12 protein-coding genes are annotated in these 13,821 nt (G+C 62.9%); 2 read left to right on the top strand and 10 right to left on the bottom strand.

The genetic code is table 11. From position 1 onward, the window contains the following. Nucleotides 1-81 precede the first annotated feature (81 nt). Nucleotides 82-354, bottom strand: coding sequence for a heavy-metal-associated domain-containing protein (locus tag GV161_RS13875; protein ID WP_152013990.1), 273 nt, complete (start codon nt 352-354; stop codon nt 82-84). 185 nt (nt 355-539) lie between these two features. On the opposite strand from GV161_RS13875, the gene GV161_RS13870 reads away from it, so the two are divergent. Beyond that, nucleotides 540-3,080: a heavy metal translocating P-type ATPase gene (locus tag GV161_RS13870; RefSeq protein ID WP_152013991.1), complete on the top strand. Its 2,541-nt coding sequence runs from the start codon at nt 540-542 to the stop codon at nt 3,078-3,080. A gap of 28 nt (nt 3,081-3,108) precedes the next feature. Next, complete coding sequence (cueR, locus tag GV161_RS13865) at nt 3,109-3,525, top strand: Cu(I)-responsive transcriptional regulator (protein ID WP_152013992.1); 417 nt, start codon at nt 3,109-3,111, stop codon at nt 3,523-3,525. Nucleotides 3,526-3,628: 103 nt separating this feature from the next. On the opposite strand, the gene GV161_RS13860 is transcribed toward cueR, so the two are convergent. From GV161_RS13860 to GV161_RS13820, 9 genes are all read right to left on the bottom strand, one after another. Continuing rightward, nucleotides 3,629-4,006: a YkvA family protein gene (locus GV161_RS13860; RefSeq protein WP_152013993.1), complete on the bottom strand. Its 378-nt coding sequence runs from the start codon at nt 4,004-4,006 to the stop codon at nt 3,629-3,631. 45 nt (nt 4,007-4,051) lie between these two features. Next, complete coding sequence (locus GV161_RS13855; RefSeq protein ID WP_152013994.1) at nt 4,052-7,174, bottom strand: CusA/CzcA family heavy metal efflux RND transporter; 3,123 nt, start codon at nt 7,172-7,174, stop codon at nt 4,052-4,054. After that, the gene (locus GV161_RS13850) at nt 7,171-8,655 is read right to left on the bottom strand and encodes an efflux RND transporter periplasmic adaptor subunit (RefSeq protein ID WP_152013995.1); all 1,485 of its coding nucleotides are present in this window, start codon (nt 8,653-8,655) and stop codon (nt 7,171-7,173) included. Before GV161_RS13850 ends, GV161_RS13855 begins: the two co-directional genes overlap by 4 nt. Beyond that, the gene (locus GV161_RS13845; protein WP_152013996.1) at nt 8,652-9,050 is read right to left on the bottom strand and encodes a FixH family protein; all 399 of its coding nucleotides are present in this window, start codon (nt 9,048-9,050) and stop codon (nt 8,652-8,654) included. Before GV161_RS13845 ends, GV161_RS13850 begins: the two co-directional genes overlap by 4 nt. Before the next feature lie 129 nt (nt 9,051-9,179). After that, complete coding sequence (locus tag GV161_RS13840; RefSeq protein WP_152013997.1) at nt 9,180-9,530, bottom strand: hypothetical protein; 351 nt, start codon at nt 9,528-9,530, stop codon at nt 9,180-9,182. Between the two features lie 273 nt (nt 9,531-9,803). Then, nucleotides 9,804-10,811: an NAD(P)/FAD-dependent oxidoreductase gene (locus GV161_RS13835; RefSeq protein WP_152013998.1), complete on the bottom strand. Its 1,008-nt coding sequence runs from the start codon at nt 10,809-10,811 to the stop codon at nt 9,804-9,806. An 89-nt stretch (nt 10,812-10,900) separates the two neighbouring features. Further along, nucleotides 10,901-12,205: a multidrug ABC transporter ATPase gene (locus tag GV161_RS13830; protein ID WP_244624018.1), complete on the bottom strand. Its 1,305-nt coding sequence runs from the start codon at nt 12,203-12,205 to the stop codon at nt 10,901-10,903. A gap of 77 nt (nt 12,206-12,282) precedes the next feature. Further along, nucleotides 12,283-12,666, bottom strand: a complete 384-nt coding sequence (locus tag GV161_RS13825; RefSeq protein ID WP_244624019.1) for a hypothetical protein — start codon at nt 12,664-12,666, stop codon at nt 12,283-12,285. 848 nt (nt 12,667-13,514) lie between these two features. Continuing rightward, complete coding sequence (locus GV161_RS13820; RefSeq protein ID WP_152013999.1) at nt 13,515-13,793, bottom strand: copper-binding protein; 279 nt, start codon at nt 13,791-13,793, stop codon at nt 13,515-13,517. Nucleotides 13,794-13,821 lie beyond the last annotated feature (28 nt).

The raw sequence follows: 13,821 nt of genomic DNA, 5'->3' as shown, positions 1-13,821 counted from the left end.
CGTCGGGTTACTGGCCACGCCCGTTAGCACGAGCATGGCCAGAATATTGATCTTCCCTGCCGCTTTGCCCTTGGCGCTCGGTCAGGCAGCGACGGGAGACGCGCTGGGCGTATAGCCTGCCGCGGTCACGATCGCTCTGAGCGCAGCGAAGTCTGCGGGGCCTGTCACGCTCACAAGCTTAGAGGCGGGATCCGCGTTGACTGTGGTGCCGGGCACGGTCGTCTCGATCGCCTTCTTGATCGTGTCGGCGCAGTGCCCGCAGGTCATGTCGTCGACCCGAAAATGTAATCCAGACTGCGACGGGGTTGGCACGGTCTCTGAAGTTGCGTTCGAAGGTTTCTGGCAAGAGCACATGGCTGAAGCTTCCTGTTGGTGTGCGGGTCAAAGGGAGGTTGCAGCTTTCCACAGTGGTAAGGTCAAGTGGCATCTTGACCTCTTTCCGGAGCCCCAAAAATCTTGAGCCGATGTCGTCGATAGCGCTTGACCTTACCATGATAGGAAGCTGCATACCGCCTGCCATCACAGCTCGGAGATACGTTATGTCGACTGCAACGGTGGCCAGAAGTGCAGCCCTGCCCCCCACATATTTCGATGTTCCTGTCGAAGGCATGACCTGCGCTTCATGCGTGGGCCGCGTCGAGCGGGCGGTCCTTGCCGTGGAGGGCGTTGACAGCGTTTCGGTGAACTTGGCGACTCAGCGGGCCCACGTCGCCGTCAGCTCTGGAAAAGTCGATACCGCGGCTATCGATTTGGCCATCCGCAAGGCAGGCTACGAACCGAGGGAGACCATCGTCGTTCTGAGTATTTCGGGCATGACCTGCGCCTCTTGCGTCGGACGTGTCGAGCGCGCGCTTGCGGCGGTACCGGGCGCCCTCGAAGCCACGGTCAATCTGGCGACTGGGCGGGCCTCTGTGCGCGTGCTGGGCGGCTCGGAAATGACATCACAGCTCGTCAAGGCGGTTGCCGCCGCCGGCTACGACGCCGAACAGGCCGGAGACGCGGTTGACACCTCCGACCGCGAGCGTCGGGCGCGCGACGCAGAGCTGTCGGAACTGCGCCGTGACGTCACGATCGCGGCCATCGCGACCCTGCCGCTGCTCGTCTTCGAGATGGGCATGCACATGTCCGAGACGCTGCATCATTTTCTTGCCGGCTTGGTCGGCGAGTTCAACATCAAGGTGCTTTCGTTCCTGCTCGCTGGCTTCGTGATCGCGGTGCCTGGCCAGCGCTTCATTCGGAAGGGGTGGCCCGCGCTGATGCGCGGCGCGCCAGACATGAACTCGCTCGTCGCGCTCGGCACGACCGCAGCCTTCGTCTACTCCAGCGTCGCGACGTTCATGCCCGGTCTGCTGCCGGATGGAACCGATTACACCTATTTCGAGGCCGGCGCCGTGATCGTCACGCTGATCCTGATGGGGCGTTGGCTCGAAGCGCGCGCCAAGGGCTCGACGAGCGAGGCCATCCGCCGCCTACTGTCGCTCCAAGCCAAGTCGGCCCGCGTGCTGCGAGACGGCAACGAGATCGATGTCGCCATCGAGACCGTGGTCGCGGGAGACGTCGTGATCGTGCGTCCAGGCGAACGCATCCCCGTCGATGGCGATGTCGTATCGGGATCATCCTATGTCGACGAGGCCATGATCACCGGCGAGCCGATCCCGGCCCGCAAGCAACCCGGGTCTGCAGTCACGGGCGGGACAATAAACGGCGCGGGCGCCTTCCGCTTCACCGCCGAGAGAGTTGGGGCCGATACGCTGCTGGCGCAGATCGTACGCACGGTCGAGGCTGCGCAGGGCTCAAAACTGCCGATCCAGGCGCTCGTCGACAAGGTGACGATGTGGTTCGTCCCAGCCGTGATCGGACTCGCTCTTCTGACCTTCACGGCCTGGTTATCGTTCGGTCCAAGCCCCGCGCTGTCATATGCGCTTGTTAACGCCGTCGCCGTGCTGATCATCGCCTGCCCCTGCGCGATGGGGCTGGCGACGCCAACCTCGATCATGGTCGGCACCGGCAAGGGCGCCGAACTCGGCATCCTGTTCCGGCAGGGCGTGGCGCTGCAGAGCCTCAAGGATTCGACGGTCATCGCCCTCGATAAGACAGGCACGCTGACCAAGGGTCGGCCAGAATTGACCGACATCGCCGTCACGGAAGGGTTCAAGGAAGACGAGGTGCTGCGCCTCGTCGCCTCGGTGGAATCCCTCTCCGAGCATCCTGTGGCCGATGCGATCGTCGCCGGTGCGCGGCAGCGCGGGCTGGGGCTGGCCGAGCCGGCGGACTTCTCCAGCGAGCCCGGCTTCGGGGTCGCGGCATATGTCGAGGGGCACCGCATCGAGGTCGGCGCCGACCGGTTGATGCGGCGTCTGGGCCTCGATTTATCGGCGTTCGCCGCGCAAGCAGCGCAACTCGGCAATGCAGGCAAGACGCCTCTTTACGCCGCGATCAACGGAAGACTCGCGGCCATCATCGCGGTTGCAGACCCCGTTAAGGAGACGACGCCCGCTGCAATCGCCGCGCTGCACCAGCTGGGCCTGCGCATCGTTATGGTCACCGGCGACAACGCACGCACGGCGCAGGCCATCGCGCGCCGGCTCGGAATCGACGAGGTCATCGCCGAAGTTCTACCTACCGACAAGGCCGAAGTGGTCAAGTCGCTACAGGCCGGAGGCGGCCGCGTCGCCTTCGTGGGGGACGGGATCAACGACGCGCCGGCGCTGGCGCAGGCGGATGTCGGCATCGCGATTGGTACTGGGACAGACATCGCGATCGAGAGCGCCGACGTCGTCCTGATGTCCGGCGATCTGGAGGGAGTCGCGAAGGCCATCGCCCTGTCGCAGGCGACGATCGCCAACATCCGCCAGAACCTCGTCTGGGCCTTTGGATACAACGTCGTGCTCATCCCCGTCGCGGCCGGCGCGCTCTACCCAGCCTTCGGTATCCTGATGTCGCCCATGTTCGCCGGCCTAGCCATGGCCCTTTCGAGCGTCAGCGTCCTAACCAACGCCCTGCGGCTCAAGCGCTTCGGCGGGTCGAAGCGGGTGGAACCGAGCCCGACGAGGCCGACAGAGCTAGCCGCTGCGGAATGAACTCGCCACAGTCATAGGAGACATCGACATGAACATCGGACAGGCGGCGACGGCATCCGGCGTGACGGCGAAGATGATCCGCTACTACGAGAGCATCGGCCTCATCGAGCCGCCAATCCGGACGGAGGCCGGGTACCGGATCTACGCGACCGAAGAGATCCACGAGCTTCGCTTCATCAAGCGAGCTCGCACGCTCGGATTCTCTATCGAGGAGGCCCGCCAACTTCTGGCGCTCTGGCGCGACAAGAGCCGGGCGAGCGCCGACGTAAAGCGCTTCGCGATGAAGCACGTGCGCGATCTCGAAAATAAGATCGAAGAACTTCAAGCCATGTCGCTCACACTCCGGCATCTCGCTCGGACCTGCCACGGCGACGACCGCCCAGAATGCCCGATCCTAGCCGATATGGCGCTCCCCGGAGACGATCAGCCGCCCCATGAGCAATAGCGGGGAGGGTCCAAGCCTAACCCCAACCGCAAGGCCTTCCGGTCCCCGCTGCCGACGTAAGGCGAGCTCCGCAGGGGAAGAAGCGCATGCCACGAGAGGTAGCTCAAACGAGCCACCAAACGGCGAGGGCCGCGAAGGCCAGCCACATAGCCACGACGAACACGAACCCAGCGCGGCTGACCGGACGCTGATCACGCTGCGATGCCGTGGCTCGAAATTCAAACATCAAAGGGCCAGGAATCAGCCTGATTGCCAGCAGGATGCCGAGCGGGACAATCAGCAGATCGTCGAGGAAGCCTAGAACCGGTATGAAGTCTGGAATGAGATCGAGCGGCGACAGCGCGTAAGCCGCGATGCTGGCGGCCACGATCTTGGCGAGTATGGGGGTCCGCACGTCACGCGCGGCAATCCAAAGCGCGATGACGTCGCGCTTGAGTCTGCGCGCCCATATTTTCGCTTTCTCTAGCCATATCGTCGCCATGGGCATCCATCCGTGATCGCAAAATTGCGTCGGGAGCCAGTTCAGCTACTTCACTGCGTTGGACAACCCCCAACCCTTGACCAGCCCGTAGATCGCCGGGATCACCAGAAGCGTCAGCACAGTCGAGGAGACCATGCCGCCGATCATCGGGGTGGCGATGCGCTGCATCACCTCCGAGCCCGTGCCGGTGTTCCAGAGGATCGGCAGGAGGCCTGCCATGATTGCGATCACGGTCATGATCTTGGGCCGCACACGTTCAACAGCACCGAGCATGATCGCTTCTTGCAAGTCGGAGCGGGTGAACGCCCTCCCTTCCGCCGCACAGCGCGCCTGCACCTCCTTCAAGGCATGGTCGAGATAGATCAGCATGATCACTCCGGTCTCGGCCGCGACGCCGGCGAGCGCGATAAAGCCAACCGCGACAGCCACCGACATGTTGAAACCCTCCCACCAGAGCAGCCATACGCCGCCGACCAGCGCGAATGGCAGCGACAGCATGACGATGAAGGTCTCGGTCAGTCGGCGGAAATTCAGGTAAAGCAGCAAGAAGATGATCGCGAGCGTTACCGGCACGACCAGCTTGAGGCGAGCCTCGGCCCGTTCGAGATATTCGAACTGGCCACTCCAGGCGATGCGGTAGCCCGCCGGCAGCTGTACGCTTTGCGCGATCGCGTTCTGCGCCTCGCGGACATAGCCGCCGAGGTCGCGTCCCGTGGTGTCCACGAAGATATAGACTGCGAGTTCGCCATTCTCGGTCCGGATCGAGGTCGCGCCGCGCTTACGCTCGATTTTAGCGACCTCGCCGAGCGGCACCGAACCGCCCGACGGCATCGAGACCTGGACCTCGCGGGCGATTGCCTGCGGGTCGGAGCGCAGATCGCGCGGATAGCGGATCGTGACGCCGTAGCGCTCGCGGCCCTCGACTGTGGTCGTCACCGTTTCGCCGCCCAACGCCATCGTGACCGCGCCCTGGACGTCGCCGACGGAAAGCCCATAGCGCCCGAGCGCAATCCGGTCGGGCACGATGTCGAGGAAGTACCCGCCGATGACGCGCTCGGCATAGGCGCTGCTCGTGCCAGGCACGGTCTTCAGCGTGGTCTCTACCTGCCGCGAGATCGCTTCCATTTGCGTAAGATCAGTGCCGAAGATCTTGACGCCGATCGGGGTGCGTATGCCGGTCGCCAACATGTCGATGCGGGCGCGGATGGGCTGCGTCCAGGCGTTAGAGACGCCGGGGAACTGCAGCGCCTTGTCCATCTCGGCCTTGAGCGTGTCGGAGGTGACGCCGGCCCGCCATTGGTCCTGCGGCTTCAGGTTGATGATGGTCTCGAACATCTCGGTCGGGGCAGGATCTGTCGCGGTCTGGGCCCGGCCTGCCTTGCCATAGACGGACGCGACTTCCGGGAAGGAGCGGATGATCTGGTTCTGCGTCTGGAGCAGTTCGGCCGCCTTGGTGACGGAGATGCCAGGCAGTGTCGTGGGCATGTACATCAGCGTGCCCTCGTTCAGCGTCGGCATGAACTCCGAGCCGAGTTGCCGCGCCGGCCAGACGCTGACGCCGAGCAGGGTGAGCGCCAGCAGGATCGTCAGTGTCTTCGCCCGAAGCACACCCTTGATTAGCGGACGGTAAAGCGAGATCAGCGCCCGGTTGATGGGGTTCTTGCTTTCCGGGATAATCCGGCCGCGGACGAACACGACCATCAGCGCCGGCACCAGCGTCACGGAGAGGAAGGCTGCAGCCGCCATGGCGAAGGTCTTGGTGTAGGCGAGCGGGCCGAACAGCCGGCCCTCCTCGCCCTCCAGCGTGAAGATCGGCAGGAAGGAGACGGTGATCACGAGCAGGCTGAAGAACAGCGCCGGCCCGACCTCGCTCGCCGCCTCGATGATGATCTCGATGCGCGGCTTGCCCGGCGGGGCGCGCTCGAGATGCTTGTGAGCGTTCTCGATCATCACGATGGCGGCGTCGATCATGGCGCCGACCGCGATCGCGATGCCGCCCAGGCTCATGATGTTTGAGCCGAGCCCCAGTGCCTTCATCGCGGCGAAGGCGATCAGGATGCCCACGGGGAGCATCAGGATCGCCACCAGCGCGCTGCGCAGATGCAAAAGGAAGACGATGCAGACCAGCGCGACGATGACGCTCTCCTCGATCAGCGTCACCTTCAAGGTCTGGATCGCCCGCTCGATCAGCTGCGACCGGTCGTAGACCGGCACGATCTCGGCTCCGCCCGGCAAGGTCGCGGCAATCTCGGCGAGCCTCGCCTTGGCGCGCTCGATAACGCCGAGCGCATTAGCCCCGAAGCGCTGCAGCACGATGCCGCTGGCGACCTCGCCCTCGCCATTGAGTTCGGTGATGCCGCGCCGCTCGTCGGGCCCGAGCTCGACGCGGGCGACGTCGGCGAGCCGCAAGGGCGCGCCGCGCTCGGTCCGGAGCACGATGTTTTCGATATCGGCGACCGACTTCAGATAGCCGCGCCCGCGCACCACGAACTCGAATTCGGCGAGTTCGACGGTGCGTCCGCCGACATCCATGTTGCTGTTGCGCACGGCCTCGCGCAGGGTCGCCAGCGATACGCCTTGCGCACGGAGCCGCACTGGATCGACGACGATGGCGTACTGCTTGACGAAGCCGCCGACGCTGGCGACCTCGGCCACACCCTCGGCGCGCGAGGCGGCGAAACGCACCGACCAGTCCTGGACCGAGCGCAACTCGGCTAGCGTCATCTCCTTGGCCATGACGGCGTATTGGTAGACCCAGCCGACGCCGGTGGCGTCCGGCCCCAATGTCGGCGAGACGCCGGTGGGGAGCCGGCGCGCGGCTGAATTGAGGTATTCCAGCACGCGAGAACGAGCCCAGTATGGGTCGGTGCCGTCCTCGAAGATCACATAGACGAAGGAGACGCCGAAGAAGGAGAAGCCGCGCACGACGCGCGCCTTCGGCACCGTCAGCATCGAGGTCGTCAGCGGATAGGTGACCTGGTCCTCGATCACCTGCGGCGCCTGGCCGGGATACTCCGTGTAGACGATGACCTGCACGTCGGAGAGATCGGGGATAGCGTCGAGCGGCAGCGTTCGCACCGCGTAGACCCCGGCCGCGACGGCGAAAGCCGTCCCGACGAAGACGAGGACGAGATTGCGGGCCGACCAGGCAATCAGGCGGGCGATCATGGTTTTGCCTCCGCAGGCTTGCTCTCAGTAGACTTGGTTTCGGCCGGCGTCGCGAGGCCGCTCAGCGCCGCCTTGAGGTTGCTCTCGGCGTCGATCAGGAAATTCGCCGAGACGACGACGCGGTCGCCCTCTGAGACACCCTCGCTGATCGCGACCATGCCCTCGCCGCGCTGGCCAAGCTGGACCTCGCGCGGCTCGAAACGGCCCTCGCCACGATCGAGGATGACGACGCGGCGCGTGCCGGTGTCGATCACGGCGCTTTCGGGAACAGTCAGCGCGGGCGCGGCCTCGCCGGAGCCGATCTCGACATCGGCATACATGTTGGGCAGCAGCATGCCGGCACGGTTGTCGATCTCGATGCGGACCTTGGTGCTGCGCGTCGCCTCCGCCACCTGCGGATAGATCAGCCCGACCTTGCCCTCGAAGACCGTTCCCGGTCGGCCGCGAAGGCGGATCGTGGCCGGCGCGCCGATGCGGATCGCGGCGAGATCGCCCTCCGGAACATCGGCCAGGACCCAAATGGTCGAGATGTCGGCGAGCCGGAACAGGCTGTCGCCCGACGCCATCCTCATGCCATCGACGACGTTGCGTTCCAGCACGATGCCATCGCGTGGAGCCGCCCAGACGATCGTCAGCGGCACTTTTCGGGTGCGCTCGATCTCGGCGACGATCTCGGGCTGCACGCCGAGATTCTCAAGGCGCTGGCGCGCGCCTCCCTCCGGAGCTCCCCGCGCGACCGCGTTCAGCTCGGTGACGAACTGCGCGCTCGCCGCCGTGATCTCGGGCGAATAGATCCGGACCAGCCGGTCGCCCTTGGCGACGCGGTCGCCAGTCGTGATCGGCGCAACCTCCTGGATGAAAGCGTCCGAGCGCGTCGCGACCACGGAGACGCGGCGCTCGTCGAGCTGCACCGTACCGGGCACCCGGATCGGCCGGCTGATCGCTTGCCGCACGACGGGCTCCGAACGCACGCCGCTGCGCTGGACGCGGCCGGGCGAGAGCTTGATCACCTTGTCGTCGGCGTTCTCGCCGGCATAGACCGGCAAATAATCCATCCCCATCCAGTCCTTCTTGGGAACCGGCGAGGTGTCGGGCAGGCCCATCGGGTTGCGGTAGTAGAGCAGTTTTCGCTCCGCTTCGGCGCCGGTGGCTGGCGCGTCGGCGGCCTGCGCCGGTCTGGCCGCAGGCGGGTCGAAGGTGATGTCCTCGCTAGCGCGCACGGGCAGGAAGTCGCGACCGTCTTCGGTCTTGCGCGGTTCCGGCGCATAGACCGGCATTCCATCCGGATGACGATAATAGGCGATCGGACCCGTCGCTGCAGCCGGCTCCGCCTTGGGCGCGACCGACGATCTGGCCATGAGGACATGGTGGAGCCGATCGAGGCCGGGCAGGACGAGGCCGCGCGTGCCGGCGGCATAGCCTCCCGCGCCCGCCGCGATGACAGCGGCGAGAGCGAGAGTCGACAGCAGGACTCGCGTCATGGGGTGGCCTTCAGGACCAGACGGCTCTCGATCGTGCCGTCCTCGCCCTGCACCTTGGCTCCCAGCGAAAGCCGCCAGCCGCCCTCCATGATCAGGTTGGTCCTGAAGCTGTAGCTGCCAGGCTCGGGCGACGGTATAGGCTCAAGCTTCGAGGTCATCGTCGCCATGCCGTCCGGCTCCATGTCGATGCGGCTGGCGAAGATCACCGCGTCGGGCACCGGCTTGCCGGTGCGCTTGTCGATGAGCCGGACGGTGACGATGACGCCATTGCCCTGCTTCAACTCCTTTTGGATGAGCTGGAATTCGTAGTCCTTGATGTCGGCGAAGGCCGGAAACGTGGAGAGGACGAGCGGAAGCGCGGCGGCGAGCGCGCGCAAGGACTTGATGGAAAACATGACGGATATCCCGAATGGATAAGGCTGCCGCGCTTGAGCACGGCTCGTTGCGTGGCGCGGGGCCACAGCTCACCGACCGCCCGGACAGCGCCGTGCGGGCGGAGCAGGCGCTGGCGCGCCGGCGATGTCTCAGCTTCGGGGGGGTCTCGCGGGCGGCGCGAAGCTCTGCGACGTGCGCTTGGCGTCGTCGCCGAGAGGAGCGACGACAGCCATGACCGGGCCAGCAATTGCGACAGATTTGGTCGTTCCGCCCGCGAAACACTTGGCGAGGCAGAAGGTCAGCGCCGGGCAGTTTGTCGTGCAATCTTTTGGACCATCCTGATCCGACGGGCAGCACGGCATGCCCGCTTCCATTCTCTGCTCGACGCCAGCGGAGTCACGCGCCATGCCGGCGGTCGCCGGGCTGACATAGGCCGCAAGAACGCCGGCCGTCAGGAACAGGGCCAGGATCAGTGCATGCGTGACTAGCCGGAGCTTCATGAGTGCAGAATGCCATGTCAGTGTCGCCGGCAAAAGGCCGGCGGCATCAAGATTGCGTCAATCAGTCGTTATCGCAACTGAACGGCCAGTACAAACTTAACGGCTGCGGGTCGAATTTCTCGAGTACATCAGATCGCTGCCGCATGCCGCAAGGCCTCCTGCTGGCGGAGGGTCACGTTAATAGATTTCTTAACGTTGCCATCCTAAAGATGCTTACGTGGACCGAGGCGCCGTCGATCCGTCCGAATACCTCGAAGCCGGTGCCGACCAAAGCTATCGATGCAGAGGTTGGCGGTTGTTTAGATCGTTGCGAATAGCTGTGGCGGCCACGGCAGCCTGCCCCATGGCGTAGCTGATCTGGTCGAGCCCCTCGACCATGTCGCCTGCGGCATACAGGCCTGGCACATTGGTCCTTTGCTTGGCATCGACGGTTACGCATCCTCGACTGGAAACTATCGACCCCAGTCCAACCGCAAGATTGCATCGGACCTCGCTACCCAAGGCCGGGTAGACAGCGTCGAATTCCATATTTTTGTTGGGCAAGGCCACCGCGATCGTCCTCTCCCGGAGATCAAAGGCAACACAGGGCCCCGCAGGCAGCTTGATGCCAGCATTGTGGATGCGTCGTCGCTGAGATGCATCGAGATCGTGCAAGCCGTAAGGCGAAATCAGTGTTACATCCGCCGTGAAGCTGCGCAGGAACTCGGCCTCATTGAGCCCGTTCGCAGCGGTGCCGATGACGCCGACGCGGCGATCCGTCACCTCGAACCCATCGCAGATCGGACAATAGCGTAGCAAGCCGCGCGACAGTGCCTGGGCGTGCATATCATCTGGCATGGCGGGACGGCGGTTCACAACGCCGGTCGCCAGCAGAACCGTGCGGGCGCGCAGGATCAAGTCCCCGGCTACCGCCACGAACAGATCGCCGTCTCTCGTCAACGAGGTCACTTCGGCGGCTATATGACGGGAGCCATATCGCGTGGCCTGAGCCTTCATGCGCGCCAAAAGCTCCAATCCCCCTATGCCGTCCGGGAAACCGGCATGGTTGTGGCTGACGCGGATCCAACCCGCACGGCTTTCTCCGCCGTCCACGACCAAAACAGACAGATGAAACCTGGCCAGATAAATCGCAGCTGTCTGACCGGCCGGGCCGCCGCCGATCACAAGGCAGTCGAACGGACGCGACCCGTTGCCAATGAGCGGCTCGCGGTCAGCTTCAGAAGCAAACGTCACTGCGAATTTCGATCCAAGCCGATCCTGTCCCGACCCTGTCGATGCCATACCTTCGAACTCCCTCAACTTCGTCCGGATAGATCCTTGAGCGAAAATCAGAATAGAAAGACCAATTCCACGTCGGTTGGCGCCGGCCTTTACACGTAAATTTTAGTTTCGATATTTTCCAGGACGCGTGTGACCTCTTCAAATCGAGCTTCCGCGTCCGACCAGTTCTGCACGAAGTCGAACAATTCTCTCATCGCAGGCGCGATTTCCCTGTAGGCGGCTATTGCCGCGACCAGGGCTCCTAGCGAAAGCCGCTCTCGCACTACGAGATACCCACCAATTGCGAAGAAAAAAAATGGGGTCAGGTTCGACGTATAATTATAAAGACCTCGCAGTCGACCCTTCAAATCGCTAATCTCAATTCGTACACGCTCCAGCGCAGCAATCTGGCGGGTTTGTTGTTGAAGCGATGGACAAATGGAACTCTTTCTAGATGCAGATTTCGCATCCGCGTCACCGGAGGTGAGGAGCTGAGTCAGCTCTCGCGTCGCATAGACCCTTTTGCGTACTTTTGCGTTCAATGCATTCTGAAGGCGAGGCAGCAAAGTCAGTTGAACGGGCAACATGATTAAGGCCGACAACGCGAGCGCGGGGTTCTGAACGAACAAAAAAACGAGGCTGGTGAGAAGCGTCCCGCCGTAAATGAGTGGAACGACGAATAAGCTGGCCCCGAAGTAGCCAATGGGCTCGACCTCCTGGACGGCGACGGCCGCAAGCGAGGCTCTTGCTTCACCCGCCAGGCTCTTCCTCGATCTGCGTACAATCTTCAGGCGCAATCGCCGTACAAGCCGCTCGCTCGCGCGTCCTCTGATGCGGGTCGCCGCAAATTTTACGAGGCCGCTCGCTGTCAAAATTGCGAGGTAACTCATGCAGAGCGCTATCAATAATTCCAAGCGGGGCAGATGGAAGCCAAGGAACGTCATTCCATCGTGCGCCTCGGGGCTTGCGAGTGCGTGATTGATGATGTGCTTGGGGATATCGAGGAGGAACCAGGCTGCGGGCAGCGTCAGCAGGGACAAAAGAACCAGCATGACTTGGTAACGAGACGTCGCCCTCGCGACAAAGAGGGCCAATTTCCATGGGTCATGGGCGACAGGCATGGCCGCGCTGCTCGTGATGGATGAACGGGCTGTCTCCAAACTTGGCTGCGATCCAACGCGTACGTCATTCGACGGGGTGATCGGCCTGCCAATCACGGCTGCGACCCGGGCTCGGCGCCTTCGAGCTACGGATGCCCCGCGAAACAGCGCTCTTGCCAAAAGTCCTATCGTCCATGCCGGAGCTACGACGAAAACGATGATCATTGCAGCGCTTATTATCCAGTGGCCATGCGGATAATCGAGACCCATGATCCGATGACCAAGATCATGGATAAACTGGAACGTCGCGGTCACGTCTGCTGAACTCGATCTGTTAGCGGGGCCGCCTATGCCGGCACCGGTCGCATTATCTTCGGGATGCAATGAATTATTCAGCTTGATGGAGCTCGAAGCGTGCGGTAAAGGTCGTTCACTCCGTCGCTGAAGTCGGCGCCGGAGTTGCGCGTGCAAAAATTCCGCAAAAACTCGGCCTGCTTTAGCAGCGGATAGGCGTCCGGCGCCAGGTCGAGATCCTCATCCTTGCCCGCAGGCGCTCGCAGCAGCAAGCCACTCATGTATCCTTGCGCCCAGGCGAAAAAGTTCTTTTCGACTTCCGGGTTGCCGCTTGTCACCCTCAAAAAAAACCCGCAACTGGAGGCCCCGATGCCAACAATCTTGACCGATTGTGCTTCCGCTTGGTCGATGAACAGCATTCCTACAGATAAAACAGCCGCGAGTGCGAATATTCGCAACGATGCTGGATTGTTCCTGATCATGCAAAACCCTCTCGCTGGCGCTGTCAATTTGTCGGCTACGGCCTCATTACAGACCATCCGGTTGTGGACACATCATGTGCAGCGCAAGGGTGTGCAGACGACATGACGTGATGCCAAAGCAGGCCGCCCAATGGGGCATGTGATGACGTTGTCGCCACGCTTGCGTCCCTCTGGAAAAGTTGGAACATGCCGCGGCAAAATGTTAAGCAAGTCAGCTCTCCCGCGCGGAGAGTGGCGAAGCAGAAACTCAGCGTCAGCCAGTCGGCATGCCCTAGGCCACGACAACGGCGGCTGTCAGGAACAGGGTCAGCGCTCATTATCGGAATCGTCGCGACCGGCATACGGATTGTCGGCGACACAACGTCCTGTCAAACAGACGATACGGATCCGCTTATGGGAGCTGTCAAAGCAATTCGCTTCGTACACCTGCGTCTTGCCCACAGGCGCAAGCGAAGTGATCTTGGCATTGACGCAAGACGCCTCAATCAGAGCGCGCTGCAGATCGCCATCGTCGGCTCGGGCTGCGATCGATGTGACCGCTGCCATAGTAAGTGACAAATATGTTATTGTTCTCATGATTTGAACCGCGCTTTTGCGCCCAAAAGGATCGCGCTACCTCGTGCGCGACACACGCAAGACCATAATTACGAGCCCAATGAAGGCGACGGTCCCGGCACCCCAGTATATTGCTGCGCCAAGGCTACCGGCAGATTCTGCAACCCAGAAGCTAGCGCCGTGTATGGCCCAAGGCCGCAAGACCATTATCAACTCGTTGTCAGATGCGGCTAAGAAAGGTTCCCTGCCGCATGGCTCCAGGACGCTGCCCTGGAGCCATGCGCCATCGACGACTACTTCGTCTTCTGCAGCTTCGTGACGGTGATCTGACCGTTGACGCGGTCGGCGTCGAACTTGATCTTGTCGCCGGCTTTCAGTCCTTTCAGCATGGCAGGATCGCCGGCTTTGAAGACCATCGACATGGCGTCCATGTCGAGGTTCTTGATCGCCCCATGATCGATGGTCAGCTTGCCTGCAGCCTCGTCAACCTTCTTGACGGTGCCATTGACCTGCTGAGCGAGGGCCGGCAGTGCGAACGCCACAAAGGCGAGCGTGGAGATGATTTTCAGCATGGTGTGCTCCTTGTTGAGTAGGCTGGCG

The sequence above is a fragment of the Bosea sp. 29B genome (assembly GCF_902506165.1).
GTDB lineage: Bacteria > Pseudomonadota > Alphaproteobacteria > Rhizobiales > Beijerinckiaceae > Allobosea.
The sequence above is the reverse complement of the archived record's forward strand: the minus strand, read 5'-3'. Positions and strand labels throughout refer to the sequence as shown.

Excerpts from the sequence above, each read along its gene's own strand:
- GV161_RS13875 (WP_152013990.1), bottom strand. The coding sequence starts at position 354 with ATGTGCTCTTGCCAGAAACCTTCGAACGCAACTTCAGAGACCGTGCCA.
- GV161_RS13870 (WP_152013991.1), top strand. The coding sequence starts at position 540 with ATGTCGACTGCAACGGTGGCCAGAAGTGCAGCCCTGCCCCCCACATAT.
- cueR (WP_152013992.1), top strand. The coding sequence starts at position 3,109 with ATGAACATCGGACAGGCGGCGACGGCATCCGGCGTGACGGCGAAGATG.
- GV161_RS13860 (WP_152013993.1), bottom strand. The coding sequence starts at position 4,006 with ATGGCGACGATATGGCTAGAGAAAGCGAAAATATGGGCGCGCAGACTC.
- GV161_RS13855 (WP_152013994.1), bottom strand. The coding sequence starts at position 7,174 with ATGATCGCCCGCCTGATTGCCTGGTCGGCCCGCAATCTCGTCCTCGTC.
- GV161_RS13850 (WP_152013995.1), bottom strand. The coding sequence starts at position 8,655 with ATGACGCGAGTCCTGCTGTCGACTCTCGCTCTCGCCGCTGTCATCGCG.
- GV161_RS13845 (WP_152013996.1), bottom strand. The coding sequence starts at position 9,050 with ATGTTTTCCATCAAGTCCTTGCGCGCGCTCGCCGCCGCGCTTCCGCTC.
- GV161_RS13840 (WP_152013997.1), bottom strand. The coding sequence starts at position 9,530 with ATGAAGCTCCGGCTAGTCACGCATGCACTGATCCTGGCCCTGTTCCTG.
- GV161_RS13835 (WP_152013998.1), bottom strand. The coding sequence starts at position 10,811 with ATGGCATCGACAGGGTCGGGACAGGATCGGCTTGGATCGAAATTCGCA.
- GV161_RS13825 (WP_244624019.1), bottom strand. The coding sequence starts at position 12,666 with ATGATCAGGAACAATCCAGCATCGTTGCGAATATTCGCACTCGCGGCT.
- GV161_RS13820 (WP_152013999.1), bottom strand. The coding sequence starts at position 13,793 with ATGCTGAAAATCATCTCCACGCTCGCCTTTGTGGCGTTCGCACTGCCG.